The organism is Bradyrhizobium erythrophlei (assembly GCF_900129505.1).
GTDB classification, from domain to species: domain Bacteria; phylum Pseudomonadota; class Alphaproteobacteria; order Rhizobiales; family Xanthobacteraceae; genus Bradyrhizobium; species Bradyrhizobium erythrophlei_D.
On sequence record NZ_LT670818.1, the window covers coordinates 2,015,852 to 2,030,641 of the forward strand.

Consider the following 14,790-nt stretch of genomic DNA (forward strand, 5'->3'; position numbering starts at 1 on the left):
CGCAGGCGGGGCATCCAGTAACCACCGACCAACAAATTGACCCCGGGGGTTACTGGATCATCCGCTTTCGCGGATGATGACGGCCTCCGTGCTGGACTGCGAGCGCGCCCCCAACAGGTGACCGCCGTCATGTCCGACCTCGCCAATCTCGAATCCCAGATCCTCGCAGACATCGCAGCCGCGGGCGATGAAGCCGCGCTGGAAGCGGTGCGTGTCGCGGCGCTCGGCAAGAAGGGTTCGATCTCGGCGCTGCTGTCGACGCTCGGCAAGATGTCGCCGGACGAACGCAAGACCGAAGGCGCGAAGATCAACCTCGCCAAGGATGCCGTGACGCAGGCGCTGACCGCGCGCCGCGACATCCTGAAATCGGCGACGCTCGATGCGCGGCTGAAGTCCGAAACCATCGACGTCACCCTGCCGCTGCGCGAGGCACCGGCGGAAGCGGGCCGGATTCATCCGCTCAGCCAGGTGATGGACGAACTCACCGCGATCTTCGCCGACATGGGATTTGCCATCGCCGAAGGTCCGGATATCGAGACCGACGACTACAATTTCACCAAGCTCAATTTCCCCGAAGGCCATCCGGCGCGGGAGATGCACGATACCTTCTTCTTCAATCCGAAACCCGACGGCTCTCGCATGCTGTTGCGCACGCATACGTCACCGGTGCAGGTCCGCACCATGCTGACCCAGGCGCCGCCGATCCGCGTGATCTGTCCGGGCCGCACCTACCGCATCGACTCCGACGCGACGCATACGCCGCAGTTCCATCAGGTCGAGGGCCTCGTCATCGACAAGGGCTCGCATCTCGGCCACCTCAAATGGATCCTGCACGAGTTCTGCAGGGCGTTCTTCGAGGTCGACCACATCAACATGCGGTTCCGGCCGTCGTTCTTTCCGTTCACCGAGCCCTCGCTCGAGGTCGACATCCAGTGCCGCCGCGACAAGGGCGAGATCCGCTTCGGCGAAGGCGAGGACTGGCTGGAGATTCTCGGCTGCGGCATGGTGCACCCGAACGTGCTGCGTGCCTGCAACATCGATCCCGACGTCTATCAGGGCTTTGCCTGGGGCATGGGCATCGACCGCATCGCGATGCTGAAATACGGCATGTCCGACCTGCGGCAATTGTTCGAGAGCGACGTCCGCTGGCTCAGCCATTACGGCTTCAAGCCGCTCGACGTCCCGACGCTGGCGGGAGGGCTGAGTTCGTGAGCGCGGTACCCCCGAAATATCAGGGCCTGCGCTCCTTCGCGTTCGGCGACGGTCCAGAACTTGCCGACGCGTTGCTCGACCTGGTGATAAAGGGCGTCAAGACCGCGACCTGCTCGACCGAGGACGAACCGAACACCTCGACGCCGGGCGAGCGCTGGATCGTGCTCGATGGTCGCGGCGAACCAGCTTGCGTGATCGAAACCACCGAGGTGAGCTATTGCCGTTTCGGCGACGTCGATGCGGCCTTTGCCCATGAAGAGGGCGAAGGCGACCGCAGCCTCGCCTACTGGCGCGATGCCCATCGCCGATATTTCGGACGACAGGGAAAGTTCAGCGAAGACATGATGCTGATGTGCGAGCGTTTTCGTCTGGTCGAGGTTTTCGCCGATCACAGGGTAGCATCATGAAATTCACCCTCTCCTGGCTGAAGGAACATCTCGACACCGACGAGCCCCTTGAAAAGCTCGCCGACAAGCTCACCATGGTCGGGCTTGAGGTCGAGCACATCGAGGACAAGGCGAAGCAGCTTTCGCCGTTCACCATCGCGCGGGTGATTTCCGCCGAGCAGCATCCCAATGCGGACCGGCTGCGCGTCTGCATGGTCGACACCGGCGACGGTTCCGCGCCGGTACAGGTCGTGTGCGGCGCGCCGAATGCGCGCGCGGGTCTTGTCAGTGTGTTCTCCCCGCCCGGCACCTTCATCCCCGGCAAGAACATCACGCTCGGTGTCGGCACCATCCGCGGCGTCGAGAGCCGCGGCATGCTGTGCTCGGCGGCCGAGCTGCAGATCTCGGAGGATCACGACGGCATCATGGAATTGCCGGCCGACGCCCCGATCGGCGCTGCCTACGCGCAATGGGCCGGGCTCGGCGATCCCGTGATCGAGATCAACCTGACGCCGAACCGGCAGGACTGCGCCGGCGTGCACGGCATCGCCCGCGATCTTGCCGCCGCCGACATGGGCAAGTTCAGGGATCCCGGCATCAGGCCGATCAAGGACGAATTCCCCTGTCCGGTAAAGGTGACGGTCGAGGACGCCAGGCTGTGTCCGGGGTTTGCCCTGCGGCTGGTGCGCGGCGTCAAGAACGGCCCGTCGCCGGAATGGCTGCAAAAGCGGCTGACTTCGATTGGCCTGCGGCCGATCAACGCGCTGGTCGATATTACCAATTTCATGACCTACGACCGCGCCCGGCCGCTACATGTGTTCGACGCGGCCAAGGTGAAAGGCAATCTGACCGTGCGCCGCGCGCGCGATGGCGAGAGCCTGCTGGCGCTCGACGGCCGCACCTACACGCTCGATAGCGGCGTATGCGTTATTGCAGACGACGACGGCGTCGAATCGCTCGCCGGCATCATGGGCGGCGAGGCTTCCGGCTGCGACGTGAACACCACCGACGTGCTGATCGAATCGGCGCTGTGGAACGAGATCAACATCGCGCAGACCGGCCGCAAGCTCGGCATCAATTCGGACGCCCGCTATCGCTTCGAGCGCGGCGTCGATCCGGCCTTCATGGTGCCGGGGCTGGAGATGGCGACCCGATTGGTCATGGAGCTGTGCGGCGGCACGCCGTCGGAGAACGTCGTGGTCGGCAAGGTCTTCGCCGACGACCGCATCATCGAATTTCCACTGACCGAAGTGAAGCGCCTCGCCGGCATGGACGTGCCCGTTCCGGAAATGAAACTTATCCTCAGCCGTCTTGGCTTCATGATGGCTGGCCCCGGCCCCGTGGTGAAGGTCGCGGTGCCGTCCTGGCGCGCTGACGTGCACGGCAAGGCCGACATCGTCGAGGAGATCGTGCGCATTGTCGGCGTCGACAAGGTGCCGATGACGCCGTTCGAGCGCGGCGACGCCGCGCGCAAGCCGGTCCTGACACCGATCCAGCTCCGCACCCGCCGCGCCAAGCGTGCGCTGGCCGCGCGCGGCATGGTCGAGGCGGTAACGTGGTCGTTCATCGCAAAACCCGCCGCCGAGCTGTTCGGCGGCGGACAACCCGAACTCGCGCTCGCCAATCCCATTGCGTCGGACTTGTCCGACATGCGGCCGAGCCTGCTGCCGGGTCTGGTCGCCGCCGCGCAGGCGAATTCCGATCGCGGTTTTCCCGACGTGGCGCTGTTCGAGGTCGGCCAGATCTTCAAGGGCGACCGTCCGGAAGACCAGTTCGTGGCGGCCTCGGGCGTTCGTCATGGTTTTGCCTCGTCGAAGGGGATGGGACGGCACTGGTCCGGTTCCGCCACAGCCGATGCGCTCGATGCCAAGGCCGATGCGTTCGCGGTGCTGTCAGCCGCCGGCGCGCCGATGCAGGCGCTGCAAATCGTGCCGGGCGGACCGGGCTGGCTGCATCCCGGACGTTCCGGAACCATCCAGATCGGCCCGCAAAACGTGCTGGGCTATTTTGGCGAGCTGCATCCGCGCGCACTGGAAGCGCTCCACGCGGACGGTCCGCTGATCGCGTTCGAGGTGATCCTCGACCGCATTCCCGCCGCCAAGCAGCGGCCGACCCGTGCCAAGCCGGTGCTCGAGCTCTCGGCGTTCCAGCCGGTGTCGCGCGATTTTGCCTTTATCGTCGATCGCAACGTCAGGGCCGGCGATATCGTTCGCGCGGCGCAAGGCGTCGACAGGAAGCTGATCGCGGATGTCGGCGTGTTCGACGTCTACGAAGGCAAGGGCATCGAGGACGGCAAGAAATCGATCGCGATCGCGGTGACGATCCAGCCGCGCGAGAAAACCATGACCGATCAGGAGATCGACGCGGTCGGCGCCAGGATCGTGGCCGAGGTGGCGAAGAAGACCGGCGGCACGTTGCGGGGATGACGGCCGGACTCGGCCTCGTCCCGACCGATGTCAGCAGCAATATTGCGATCGCGATCTGCGTGATCGCCTTCGTGTCGGGAACGGCACGCGGATTTTCCGGCTTCGGCTCGGCGCTGATCTTCATGCCGCTGGCGAGCAGCTTTGCCGCGCCGCGGCTGGTCGCGGCTCTTCTGCTCATCATCGATTTCGTCGCCGCCGCGCCGCTCCTTCCCAACGCCTGGAAGCATGCGGATCGCAAGGCAACCTGGGTCATGGTGGCGGGCGCGCTGATCGGCGTTCCCGTCGGGACCTGGCTCCTCAGCCGGCTCGAGCCGGTGACGACGCGCTGGATCATTTCCGGATTCGTGTTCGCGCTGCTGCTCCTGCTGCTGTCCGGCTGGCGCTATCGCGGCAAGGACCACCCCGCACTGCCGATCGGCATCGGTGGGCTATCCGGCTTTTGCAGCGGGCTGGCGCAGACCGGCGGACCTCCGATCGTCGGCTATTGGCTCGGGCGACCGATCGCTTCCGTGATCGCGCGCGCCAACATCCTGTTGTTCTTCGGCGCTTCGGATTTCTTTTCGCTGGTGAGCTATTCCCTGACCGGGCTGATCACCGCCGACGCCATTCGATTTTCGCTGCTGGTCGGTCCGGTCTACGGCATCGGCGTCTGGTTCGGTGCCCGGCTGTTCGGCCGCGCCAGCGAGCGGATCTTTCGCGCCATCTGCTACGTCCTGATCGCGGCGGCGGTCATTGTCGGCCTGCCGGCGCTGGACGGCGTGCTGCGCTGACCTCTTTTATCCCTCCCCCTCGTGGGGAGGGTGGCGCGCCGCGAGCGAAGCGAGCGACGTGACGGGTGGGGGGCTCTGCCTCAGCAAAAGAATTTCTCGCGCACTGCCGTGCGCTACCCCCACCCCGGCGCTACGCGCCGACCCTCCCCACAAGGGGGAGGGATTCCAGCACCAAATCGCAATAGCCATAGCCGTCGCACTCGACGCGCTCACCGGTCACGACGGGCAGGGGCTGCGAAAAAATCGGTCCCTCCACCACGCAGGTATGAAACTCGCCGTTCTCGCCGCAGGGGTCGACGCCGTCGGGCAGGTCGGCCAGCAGTTGCAGGTCGAACTTGCGGCCGGCGAATTCCGCGGGCAGTTTTTTCAAATCGACGGTCGCAAGATACGCCTGCAGGCCGCTGTCGATCATGGCAAGCGCCAGCGGCAAGGTCGGCCGATCCCACAGCGGAAACACCGGCGTGATGCCGGTGCCGACGAGTTTCTGCTCGCGATAGGCGCGGATATCGGTGAGGAACAGATCACCGAAGATGATGTGGGTGATGCCCTCCCGCACCGCGCGCGCGACCTGCTCGCCCATGCGCGCCTCGTAGATCTCGTTGGGACAGGGATAGGGGATCGGCACGATCCGCGGCGGCAGGCCCGCGGCCTTGAGCTGCGCCTGCAAAATCTCCTGCCGCACGCCGTGGATCGACACCCGGTCGAACGTCTCGGTCACCGTTGTCAGCGCACCGACCACGTCGAATTCGCCGACACGCCGGATCTCATGCAGCGAGAACGCGCTGTCCTTGCCGCTCGACCACGAGATCAGCGCCTTTGGCCTGCCCTGTTTCAATTGATCGGCGCTCCCGCCGATCTCGCAGGCGCAGCGTGGCGGCGATGCCTTGCTGCCGGCGCCGGCGCTGCAAGGGGTTCCTCCCTGAGCGCGCCGATCCTGCGCAATGCTGCTTCGGCCGCGCGCTCGCCGCTTTCCCAGGCGCCGTCGACCGTTCCCCACAGCGTTTCGTGCGTCGCCTCGCCCGCGAGGAACATGCAGCCGACCGGCTCGGTCAGGATCTTCCGCGAGGGCTGACCGCCGGGTGCTGCCACCGACATGGCGCCGAGCGCGTACGGCGCCGCATTCCAGCGTGTCGCGCTCGATTTCTTGATGCCCGAAGTCGCCTCGCTGCCGAACAGCTTTGTCAGCCATTCCACGGCAAAGGCGACCATCGCCTTCTCGCCCTGGGCAGAGAGATCGCGGCCGAACGAGCCCGCGACATCGATCGAGCACAGCGACGATCCCCCGATATTGGCGAGCAGCAGCGCCGTCCGCGTCGAATTGCTCTGCTCGATCAGGATGTCGTCGCGGGCGAGCCCCAGCGGATTGCCGGGCAATTGCAGCGCAATCCGATCGTAGCTGCCGAGGCCGAGCTTGGCCGCGGCGTCGAGCTGGCGCTTCGGCAGATCGGGAGTGAATTTGATATTGCCCGACGCCAGCACGTCGCTCGACACCGTGATCACGGCGGCGCGGGCGGCGATCTTGCCCGAGGGCGTCTCCACCGTGACGTCGCGGCCGCTCCAGGCGATGCGGCTGGCCGGCGTCGACAGCGCCAGCGGGACCTGTTCGCCGAGCTTTGCGATCACGGTGCCCAGTCCCTGGCGGCACACGATCACGCCATTGCGGTCGCCGGCGCGGACCTTGTCCATCACCGAGACGTCCTTGAGGTCCTTGCCCGTGGCATTGGCGCCGAGCACGAATTCGGCCGTGGCGGCCCAGTCGCCGAGATCCCTTGGCAGTGCGGAAGCGCAGGAGACGTCGGCCTTGCCGCGCGAGACCTCGTCGATGGCGCGGTTGGCACGTACCAAAGCCGCCAGGAATTCCTCGGTTTCGCCGGCGCGCGCGTTACGCCGGCCGACCCGGATTTTCTGCCCGAAGGGGGGTGTCGACATGTCGAGCCCGGCGCTGCGGGCGAGCCTGATCATCGGGTTGGTGTCGGGATTGTGCAACCAGCGCGCGCCGCGGTCGAACGGCGCGTCGAAGGTCGCGGTGTCGGTCAGGCAGCGGCCGCCGATCTGGTTTGCCGCCTCGACCACGATCACCTTGCGGTTCGCGGCCATGATGCGCCGCGCCGCGGCAATGCCGGCGGCTCCGGCGCCGATCACGACAATGTCGGCCGAGCGCGGCAATTGCGCCGCGGCGGCGCGCCGGCCGAGCACCGGCACCGCCGCAAGGCCTGCCGCCGCTGAAAGAAAGTCGCGGCGCGTCATTGTCATGTCATGGTTTCCGGAACTTTGAAAAACAGCAGAACCTTTAGCGAACTTGCCGCATCCGGGCGGGCGCGGCAACCATCATGGTGAATCAATCATGATTGATCCAGCTCATGCATGAACCAAATTGCAATGGCTTTCGACCATGCTAAGGAAAGACAAAAAGCGGCCAGCAAGGCCGTTGGGGGGATTTCCACCATGGGCCTTGTGCTCGATACCGTCGGCAAGCTGATCGCGGGCTACCTTCAGAAGGAGGTGCCGGGCTATGAGCCGTTCACGCCCAGCGATCCCGAGCATCTGCGCGGCGTCATCGACCAGGGCGACGTGCTGCTGGTCGAGGGCAACAACCGGGTTTCCGGCATCATCAAATATCTGACCCAGTCCACCTGGTCGCATGCCGCGCTGTACGTCGGGCCGATCGACGGTGCGGAGGAACCCGACGGCGAACCGCATGTCCTGATCGAGGCCAATATTGGCGAGGGCGTGACCTCGGCGCCGCTGTCGAAATATTTCCCTTACCATACGCGGCTGTGCCGCCCGGTCGGACTGTCGTTCGAAGACCGCTACACGGTGTGCCGCTACGCCATCAACCGGATCGGTTTCGGCTACGACACCAAGAACATCCTCGATCTGATGCGCTTTCTGATCCCGCTGCCGATCCCGCAGCGCTGGCGGCGGCGCATGATCGCGTTCGGCTCCGGCGATCCCACCAAGATCATCTGCTCGGCGCTGATTGCGCAGGCCTTCGACGCCGTGCGCTATCCGATCCTGCCCAAGATCACCCGCGCCGGCTCCAGAGCGGCCAGGCGCGAAATCCTGCACATCCGCGATTCCTCGCTCTACATGCCGCGCGATTTCGATATCTCGCCCTATTTCGAAATCGTCAAACCCACCATCGTGCACGGCTTCGACTACACCGCCCTGCACTGGGCCGACAAGCAAAAGCCGCTCCGGGAGGTAGCGGGCGAATTCGGACCGTTTCCAGAGACGATCCAGTCGCCGCCGCTTGTTCCTGAAGAGATTGACCAAGAGACGCCGTTTCCGGCTCAGGAAGTGACGCTGGCCGAGCAGCCGGCGCTGGTCGAACGCATCACCGTGTCCGAGCATTTCATGCTCGTCGAACATCTTCCCGAGCGCCGCGCGAAGCCGCGGTCGTCGGAGTTCGCGACGTAATGCAAATTCATCAATTTGGCCGCGCGCTGCCTTCGTACATGTAGGTCATTGGCCTGGGCCCCGGGATGTAACCGGTCTCGATGCGGTCGACGCGGAAACCCGCGCCTTCGATCATGCTGCGGATCGGGCGGTTGAGATGACAGCCGCCGGCGATACAGCGCCACGCCGGCGTCAGCCGGTCCTGCCAGCGTTGCACGCTCTCGTCGGGCGCCCTGCCGTGCTCGGCGAACAGCAGCCTGCCGCTCGGCCGCAGCACGCGCCGCATTTCGGCGAGGGCCGCCTCGGCGTGCGGGATCGAGCACATGGTCCAGGTCGTGACGATGGTATCGACGCAATGATCTTCGAGCGGAATCGCTTCAGCCGAAGCTTCGAGGAAGCTGACCGGCATGATGTTTCCACGCGACGCGCTGCGAGCCATGGTCACAAGCTTGGCCGCCGGCTCGAGCGCCAGCACCTCCCGCGCCGGCGGGCGATAGAACGGCAGGTTCCGTCCCGAGCCGACGCCGATCTCGAGCACTCTACCCTCCGCAGCCCCAATCACCCGTTCGCGAATCGGCACGAGCAGCTTGTTGCGCATCGCGAAATCGCAAAGCCTCGGCAGGATGATGTCGCTGTAGAAGCCCATCGAGCACTCCGCATGGTTATTCTTGCCGCCGTATGGTCGTGGTACCGCCTCAGCATCGAGCTTTGATCATCTTGGTGATTTCAAATCAACGGAAGAAAAGAATCAGCAGTGCGACCATGATGGGTGCACCGACGAATTCGGCCAGCGTGAGCTGCCGGCCCAGGAACGCGAGCATGATGATGCCAAGTTCGGCGACGGGATTGGTGGACGCCATCTCGGTAGCAGCCGAGCCATTTCACGATGGGAAACAACCGCCTGCACGACTGCCGAGAGCGTGAAGCCAAGAATCAGCGACCGCAGGATCTCCCATCCCATGGCGAACGCCATGCTGAGCGCACGCAGGATCGATTCCATCATCGGCCGCTCCCGTGCCTGTTAGGGCCTTCGGAGTCCAACACTATAAAAATAGTTTTAATTGAGACAACAAGGCCAATCCATCACGATTCCGAACCCGTCCTCGGTCGCAAAGCTTATGAGCAATTCGACGACAGCGGCCGGATGAAACCGTCGGCTTGTAGGCTCGATCACACGCCACACTTGGGGTCCGCAGGGCAACTCCGCGGTCGGTGTCAGTAACCCCCCTGGAATCACGCCGGCTTCAACCGCTCGACCCCTTTGGTAATGGGTCAGTTCGGGAATCGGGTCATCGCGCCGCATGGACTCTATTGCACGAAAGGAGCAACCTTGTGGCCTTGCGGCCTTAACGTAGGAGAAGGTCAATGCAAAAAGTAAATCGAAGGTCAGCAGTGGCTCTAGGTTTGGCAGCCGCTTCGGCGGCTATTGTGAAGCCAGCGGCCGCGCAAACTACGGACTACAAGGATGCGACACCGTGGCCAGGTGTCGTCGTGCGTGCTTACGGTGGTGAGACACCATCCATCATTCCCGGTTTCAAGACCGTCTCGATGCGTGACATCATCATGCAGCCGGGATCGAAGACCATGGGTCCTCCGATGGAGAATGCGATGGTCTGCCATATCACCGAAGGGGAGCTTCAGATCGACCAGGAAGGGAAGCCGTTCACGGCCAAAAAGAACTTCGTCTGGACCTGCAACAAGAACACCAAAGAGCAGGCGTCCAACGCAAGCAATGCGGTCGCAATTATGCGGATCACCGACCTAATGGCCTAAGGCCTGGGGAGGCCGCTTTGTTGGCGGCCTCCCGATTCGCCCGTACTTCACGAAATCAGCGATCGCCGTCACGCCAGCCGCCAGCGCGTGAGTGACGCAAAGTGTCCAAACTGCCCACTACCACCCCTGTCGAAAGGGCGTCTAAGCGGTCGCAACGCTAGCGAAGCGGCCGGCGCATCAACGCAAGGCCGGCTAACGGTGAAACTACGACTTTTCCGCTGCGGTCCCGTAGCGGGAGGTCTGTTCATCATGCGGAGCATCCCTCCAGAATCGATCAATGCTCCGAGCTCTCGTACAAATTTTGTTCTCAAGTTGCGAGCACAAGAACTATCGTGCCCGATACGATCAGAGCCACACCGGCGGCGCGGCTGAGCCCGCGGCCGAGCGGCAGCAACTTCTCGCATGCGACATAAAGGGCGATGCCGGCGATCCAGACAAGGTTCATGATCCCGCTGACGAACAGCAGTGCCATCAGGAACCAGCAACAGCCGAGGCAGTAGCTGCCGTGCCGGAGTCCCATGCGTAATGCACCCACCGCCCCCGGTCGCCAGTGCCGGCTCAGGAATAGCACCGGGCTTTGGCAATAGCGAAGGCAGGCGCTCTTGACGGGCGTGAACTGGTAGAGCCCCGCGGCAAGCAGAATAACCCCGCCAAGCGGGGCACTGGTGCTCGCCATCGCCATAGACAGCAGCCCGGCGCGTTCGAGTCCCCACTGTGCCAAAACTGCGACGAGGCTGAAACCTGCCCAGATCAGGAGATAGCCACTGAGAAAGACCCAGGCTTCAATAGATGGGCTAACCGATGCCCCTTGCTTGCGCTTGATTGCCGTGAACAGCAGGACCATAGGGGCAGCGCTCGGCACCATCATGGCAATCATCATGACCCACCACATGGTGAACAAGAGCGCGGCGTAGAAAGTCGACCACGGCATCGGCTCCATCGGCATGTCGGCCATGCTCATGTCGATGCCAGCCCCGGCGACCAGATAAACCCAGGCCAGCGCCACCACTCCAGCTACTCCAACTACGACGATCAGGCGATCGCGCCGCAGCACGTGTTCGAGCGCCAATGACTCGGTCATGGGCTTACCCCGGCCGCCGATGCGGCAAATTGAAAAGACCTAACCTTAGCGCAGCATCAAGCCGCAACCCCCTGAGGTGTCTGCACGACATCGGCCAGGGAGCTGTGCGTGCCTTTCGTGTCGAATTTGATTGCCCCGGTCGAGTGGATGTTGGCAGAGGCAACCTCGGCGGATCTGTGCTCAAAGCCGTCGGGCATTACAACCTGAATTCGATGCGGAGCGCCCGTCACCGGGTTCTTGATGGGCTCGACCTCAGTCTCCAGCACGTCCTTGGCGACAAGACGCGCGACGCGCCCGTTCTTGTCGAATGAGAACTCGAAGGGCGCAAACACCGGATCATGGATCTTGGTTACGATCAGGCTGAGGATCTGGAACAGCGTACCCTCGGCCGAATTCTTGCCCGACATGATGTTAAAAAGTGCCTGGCGCTGTTCCGGCGTTGCGCGCTCGTCGATGATCGGCTGCATCTTCCCATTGCCCTCGTGCAGCGCCCCGGGGAAATCAACGGTTGCGGCGAAAACGAGACCATCGAGCTTGGTACCCTCGAAGTGCCCCTTGGTAATTTTCATACCGACGAGGCCTTTGCACGAGCCGTGAGTCGGCGGGGCATTGAAATCGCAGGGACAGCCAAAGGCGCAATTGCAGTTCTTGATCCATTCCCCTTCGAGACGCCAGTCAGATGTAGCCATTGCACACCTCCCATCGCGTTGCCGGGTTGGACTATGCAGCCGCTTGACTATCCTCTCCGGCGTCAAAAAGTCCGGGTCAATGCGAGCGGGATCTTGATTGGATCTGAAGGCTCTGCATTGCTAAACGGAGCCATGAGCCGGTTAGCGGAGTGCGACTTGCTGTCCTGATCACGGAAGCATATCAGCGAACGTCCTCGGCGTACAGGCGCTTTGACGCACGGCGACTTGGTGCGGCATTCGGTTCGACCTGCCGGTGCTTCATGTCCGACGCGACGTCAGCGCTGGAGGTGGGCAGGCTCAGCCTTTCTTCCGATAAAACCGAAGCAACTGCGCGTTGATGGCCACGATGACCGTGCTCGCCGACATCAAGCCTGCCCCAACGGCGGGCGTCATCAGGAAGCCGGTGCCGAAGGTGATGCCGGCCGCCATGGGGATGGCAACCGCGTTGTAAGCAGTCGCCCAGATCAGGTTTTGCACTATCTTCGCGTAAGTTGCGCGGGACAGGCCGAGGATCGCGGCCACGTCTCGCGGATCATTGCGGACCAGCACCACATCGGCGGATTCCACCGCCACATCCGTGCCGGCGCCGATCGCGACTCCAAGATCGGCCTCGACAAGTGCGGGAGCATCGTTGACGCCATCGCCGATCATGGCGACGCGTAAGCCGCGGTCACGCAGCTGCTTGATCTTTGCGGCCTTCTGATCGGGCAGTACCTCCGCAATGTATTCGTCGATGCCGAGTTCGGCGGAAACAACCTTTGCGACTCCCTTGGCGTCCCCGGTCAGCATTATTGGACTTATTCCAAGCTTCTTCAGTTGAGCCACCGCTTCCCTGGATTCCGGCCGCACGATGTCGGCCAGCGCGAACAGCGCGCGCGGTTCGCCGGCGCGGAGCAAGACCACAACGCTCTTGCCTTGCGCCTCGAGCGCACGCAGGCGCGGATCGCTTATGGTACGGCCCAGCCTTGTGAGATATCCAGGGCTTACGACGCGGACCTCATGGCCTTCCACGACGGCGACGATCCCTTCGCCCGCGATATTGCGGACGCTGCCGGGAAGAGGAACAGCGATGCCCCGTTCCTTTGCAGCAGCCATGATGCCTTTTGCGATTGGATGTTCGGACTGGCTTTCGGCTGATGCGGCGAAGCGCAACTCCTCCGCCTCGTCTCCATCCGCCAGTACAGCGATGTCACTCACGCCGAACCGGCCTTCCGTCAAGGTCCCGGTTTTGTCGAACACCGCCGCGGTCAGATTGCGCGCCCTCTCGAAGGCGGCCCGGTCGCGGATCAGCAGGCCGTTTCTGGCGCTGAGCGTGGTTGAGACGGCGACGACCAGCGGCACGGCAAGCCCGAGCGCATGCGGACAGGCGATGACCATTACGGTCACCATGCGCTCGACGGCGAATTCGTAGGGTTGGCCGGCGAGCAGCCAAAAGCCCAACGAACCGAAGCCGGCGATCAGGGCGATGTAGGTCAGCCAGCCCGCCGCGCGGTTGGCGAGGTCCTGCGTGCGCGAACGGTTCGCCTGAGCCTGCTTGACCATCTCGATGACCTGTGAAAGGTAGGTCTTCTCGCCGGTGGCCTTGACTTCGATCGTCACGGCGCCGGCCCCGTTTATGGCGCCGCCGATGACGACATCTCCGGGCTTCTTCGAGACGGGAAGGGACTCGCCGGTCAGCATTGCCTCATTGAAGGAGGATTCCCCTTCCGTGATTACGCCGTCGACCGGAATCTTGGCGCCTGGCCGGATAAGCACCCGGTCACCCGGCTGCAAGGAGCTGACCGGAACCTCCTGTATATTGCCTTGCGCATCGAGCTTCAGGGCCGTGTCCGGCAGCAGCCGGACCAGCTCTTCCAAGGCGCGCGACGCTCCCATGACCGAACGCATCTCGAGCCAATGGCCGAGCAGCATGACGTCGATGAGTGTCACCAGCTCCCAGTAAAAGGACACGCCCTGAAGGCCGAAAGTCACCGCCGCCGAATAGAAAAAGGCGACCGAAATCGCGACCGCGACGAGCGTCATCATGCCCGGCTCGCGGTTCCTGAACTCCGCCGAGAAGCCGATCAGGAACGGCCGGCCGCCGTAACCGTAGATGAACGACGAGAGCGCGAACAGCACGAGACCATCGCCCCGAAACCTCAGCGCGTCGCCCAGCCCCAGCGCGTGCTGGATCATCGGCGACAGGAGCAGGACAGGCGGCGTCAGTGCCAGGCACAGCCAAAACCTGCGGCGAAAATCCGCCACCATCGCGGCATGATCGCCATGTCCGGCATGTGCATGCATTGCGCCTGCCATCCCGGCAGCGGAATGTTCGCGCGCTTGGTGTGGCTGTTGATGCGGATGTTCATGGGCGTGAGCGTGATCCATGGTGCCCTCATCTTATCCAGGTCAGGTTATCCCATCTATCGGCTGTGGCGGCTGTGAGGTCGGATCGCATCAACATCGCGCTTCGATCATCTTGGTGATTTCTTCCGGCGCTGCGAAAATCACCGCGGCCCTATCGCCCATCATACCGGCCGGCATGATCGCTGGTGCCCCTTTTTCCGGCCCATCTTGGCTCGAATCCGTCATGAAGCGCAGGTTGCGTTCCCAAAATGGCCGTGTCTTGCCGTCGGCGGTGGTCACGCGGTAGGTGTCGTGACAATAGGTGATCGCCTTGACCCGTTTGGCGGGCTCCAGACTCTTCAGGTTGGGATCGTGTCCGCCGCCACCCATCATGCCTCCCATGCCCTTCATGCCGCCTTGCTGCGTCGTCTGTTGCGGCGCTCCCGGTTTGGTAGCCTCTTTGAGGAAAGCCAGCAGGTCCGCACGAACGCCGGCGTCCTTGATGCCTTCGAAGGGCATATCGTTGTCCGGCACCATGCGCTGCGGATCGGTCAACCATCCGTCGAGCGCACGGTCGTCCCAGATGATCCCCGACGATTTGAGCGCATCGGAGTAGCGTTCGAAGCTCGACAGTCCGCCGGCCTTCCGCCCCCAAAGGTTGGCGAGGCTGGGCCCCGTCATGTTCCGGTCGGTTTCGAGCGAATGGCACGGCGCGCAAGCCCGGAAATC

General features: G+C 63.6%; 14 protein-coding genes. 6 read left to right on the forward strand and 8 right to left on the reverse strand.

The window, feature by feature from the left end; translation table 11 throughout:
• Positions 1-129: 129 nt before the first annotated feature.
• The 4 genes from pheS to B5525_RS09480 are packed head-to-tail and all read left to right on the forward strand — an operon-like array spanning position 130 to position 4,794.
• Positions 130-1,212 (forward strand): phenylalanine--tRNA ligase subunit alpha, encoded by a 1,083-nt coding sequence (gene pheS / locus B5525_RS09465; protein WP_079573140.1) that lies wholly within the window; start codon positions 130-132, stop codon positions 1,210-1,212.
• Complete coding sequence (locus B5525_RS09470) at positions 1,209-1,619, forward strand: ASCH domain-containing protein (protein WP_079565767.1); 411 nt, start codon at positions 1,209-1,211, stop codon at positions 1,617-1,619. Before pheS ends, B5525_RS09470 begins: the two co-directional genes overlap by 4 nt.
• Complete coding sequence (pheT, locus tag B5525_RS09475; protein ID WP_079565768.1) at positions 1,616-4,024, forward strand: phenylalanine--tRNA ligase subunit beta; 2,409 nt, start codon at positions 1,616-1,618, stop codon at positions 4,022-4,024. Before B5525_RS09470 ends, pheT begins: the two co-directional genes overlap by 4 nt.
• Positions 4,021-4,794: a sulfite exporter TauE/SafE family protein gene (locus tag B5525_RS09480; RefSeq protein ID WP_079565769.1), complete on the forward strand. Its 774-nt coding sequence runs from the start codon at positions 4,021-4,023 to the stop codon at positions 4,792-4,794. Before pheT ends, B5525_RS09480 begins: the two co-directional genes overlap by 4 nt.
• 130 nt (positions 4,795-4,924) lie before the next feature.
• Here B5525_RS09480 and B5525_RS09485 read toward each other — a convergent pair whose 3' ends face one another.
• Together B5525_RS09485 and B5525_RS09490 are read right to left on the reverse strand one after the other, a co-directional pair.
• Entirely contained in the window at positions 4,925-5,629 is a 705-nt protein-coding gene (locus tag B5525_RS09485; protein WP_197687908.1) for an adenine nucleotide alpha hydrolase, read from the reverse strand.
• Complete coding sequence (locus B5525_RS09490) at positions 5,626-7,047, reverse strand: flavin monoamine oxidase family protein (protein ID WP_079565770.1); 1,422 nt, start codon at positions 7,045-7,047, stop codon at positions 5,626-5,628. The genes B5525_RS09485 and B5525_RS09490 overlap by 4 nt, the downstream gene beginning before the upstream one ends.
• 192 nt (positions 7,048-7,239) lie before the next feature.
• Here B5525_RS09490 and B5525_RS09495 point away from each other — a divergent pair, with 192 nt between their 5' ends.
• Entirely contained in the window at positions 7,240-8,214 is a 975-nt protein-coding gene (locus B5525_RS09495; RefSeq protein WP_079565771.1) for a YiiX/YebB-like N1pC/P60 family cysteine hydrolase, read from the forward strand.
• 10 nt (positions 8,215-8,224) lie between these two features.
• Here the strand turns inward: B5525_RS09495 and B5525_RS09500 are convergent, their stop codons facing one another.
• Positions 8,225-8,839 carry a class I SAM-dependent methyltransferase gene (locus tag B5525_RS09500; RefSeq protein WP_079565772.1) on the reverse strand — a complete coding sequence of 205 codons (615 nt, stop codon included), beginning with the start codon at positions 8,837-8,839 and terminating at the stop codon, positions 8,225-8,227.
• An 85-nt stretch (positions 8,840-8,924) separates the two neighbouring features.
• The gene (locus B5525_RS47145) at positions 8,925-9,053 is read right to left on the reverse strand and encodes a hypothetical protein (RefSeq protein ID WP_276328845.1); all 129 of its coding nucleotides are present in this window, start codon (positions 9,051-9,053) and stop codon (positions 8,925-8,927) included.
• 505 nt (positions 9,054-9,558) lie between these two features.
• Between B5525_RS47145 and B5525_RS09505 the strand changes: the two genes are divergently transcribed.
• Entirely contained in the window at positions 9,559-9,966 is a 408-nt protein-coding gene (locus B5525_RS09505) for a hypothetical protein (protein ID WP_079565773.1), read from the forward strand.
• A gap of 307 nt (positions 9,967-10,273) precedes the next feature.
• Here the strand turns inward: B5525_RS09505 and B5525_RS09510 are convergent, their stop codons facing one another.
• From B5525_RS09510 to B5525_RS09525, 4 genes are all read right to left on the reverse strand, one after another.
• Positions 10,274-11,047 (reverse strand): DUF2182 domain-containing protein, encoded by a 774-nt coding sequence (locus tag B5525_RS09510; protein WP_079565774.1) that lies wholly within the window; start codon positions 11,045-11,047, stop codon positions 10,274-10,276.
• Positions 11,048-11,103: 56 nt separating this feature from the next.
• On the reverse strand, positions 11,104-11,736 hold the full coding sequence (locus tag B5525_RS09515) for a DUF1326 domain-containing protein (protein ID WP_079565775.1): 633 nt from the start codon (positions 11,734-11,736) through the stop codon (positions 11,104-11,106).
• Positions 11,737-12,033: 297 nt separating this feature from the next.
• A complete protein-coding gene (locus B5525_RS09520; protein ID WP_244567860.1) occupies positions 12,034-14,019 on the reverse strand; it encodes a copper-translocating P-type ATPase in 1,986 nt (661 codons plus the stop codon).
• Between the two features lie 153 nt (positions 14,020-14,172).
• Positions 14,173-14,742, reverse strand: coding sequence for a c-type cytochrome (locus tag B5525_RS09525; protein WP_244567861.1), 570 nt, complete (start codon positions 14,740-14,742; stop codon positions 14,173-14,175).
• Between the last annotated feature and the right edge of the window lie 48 nt (positions 14,743-14,790).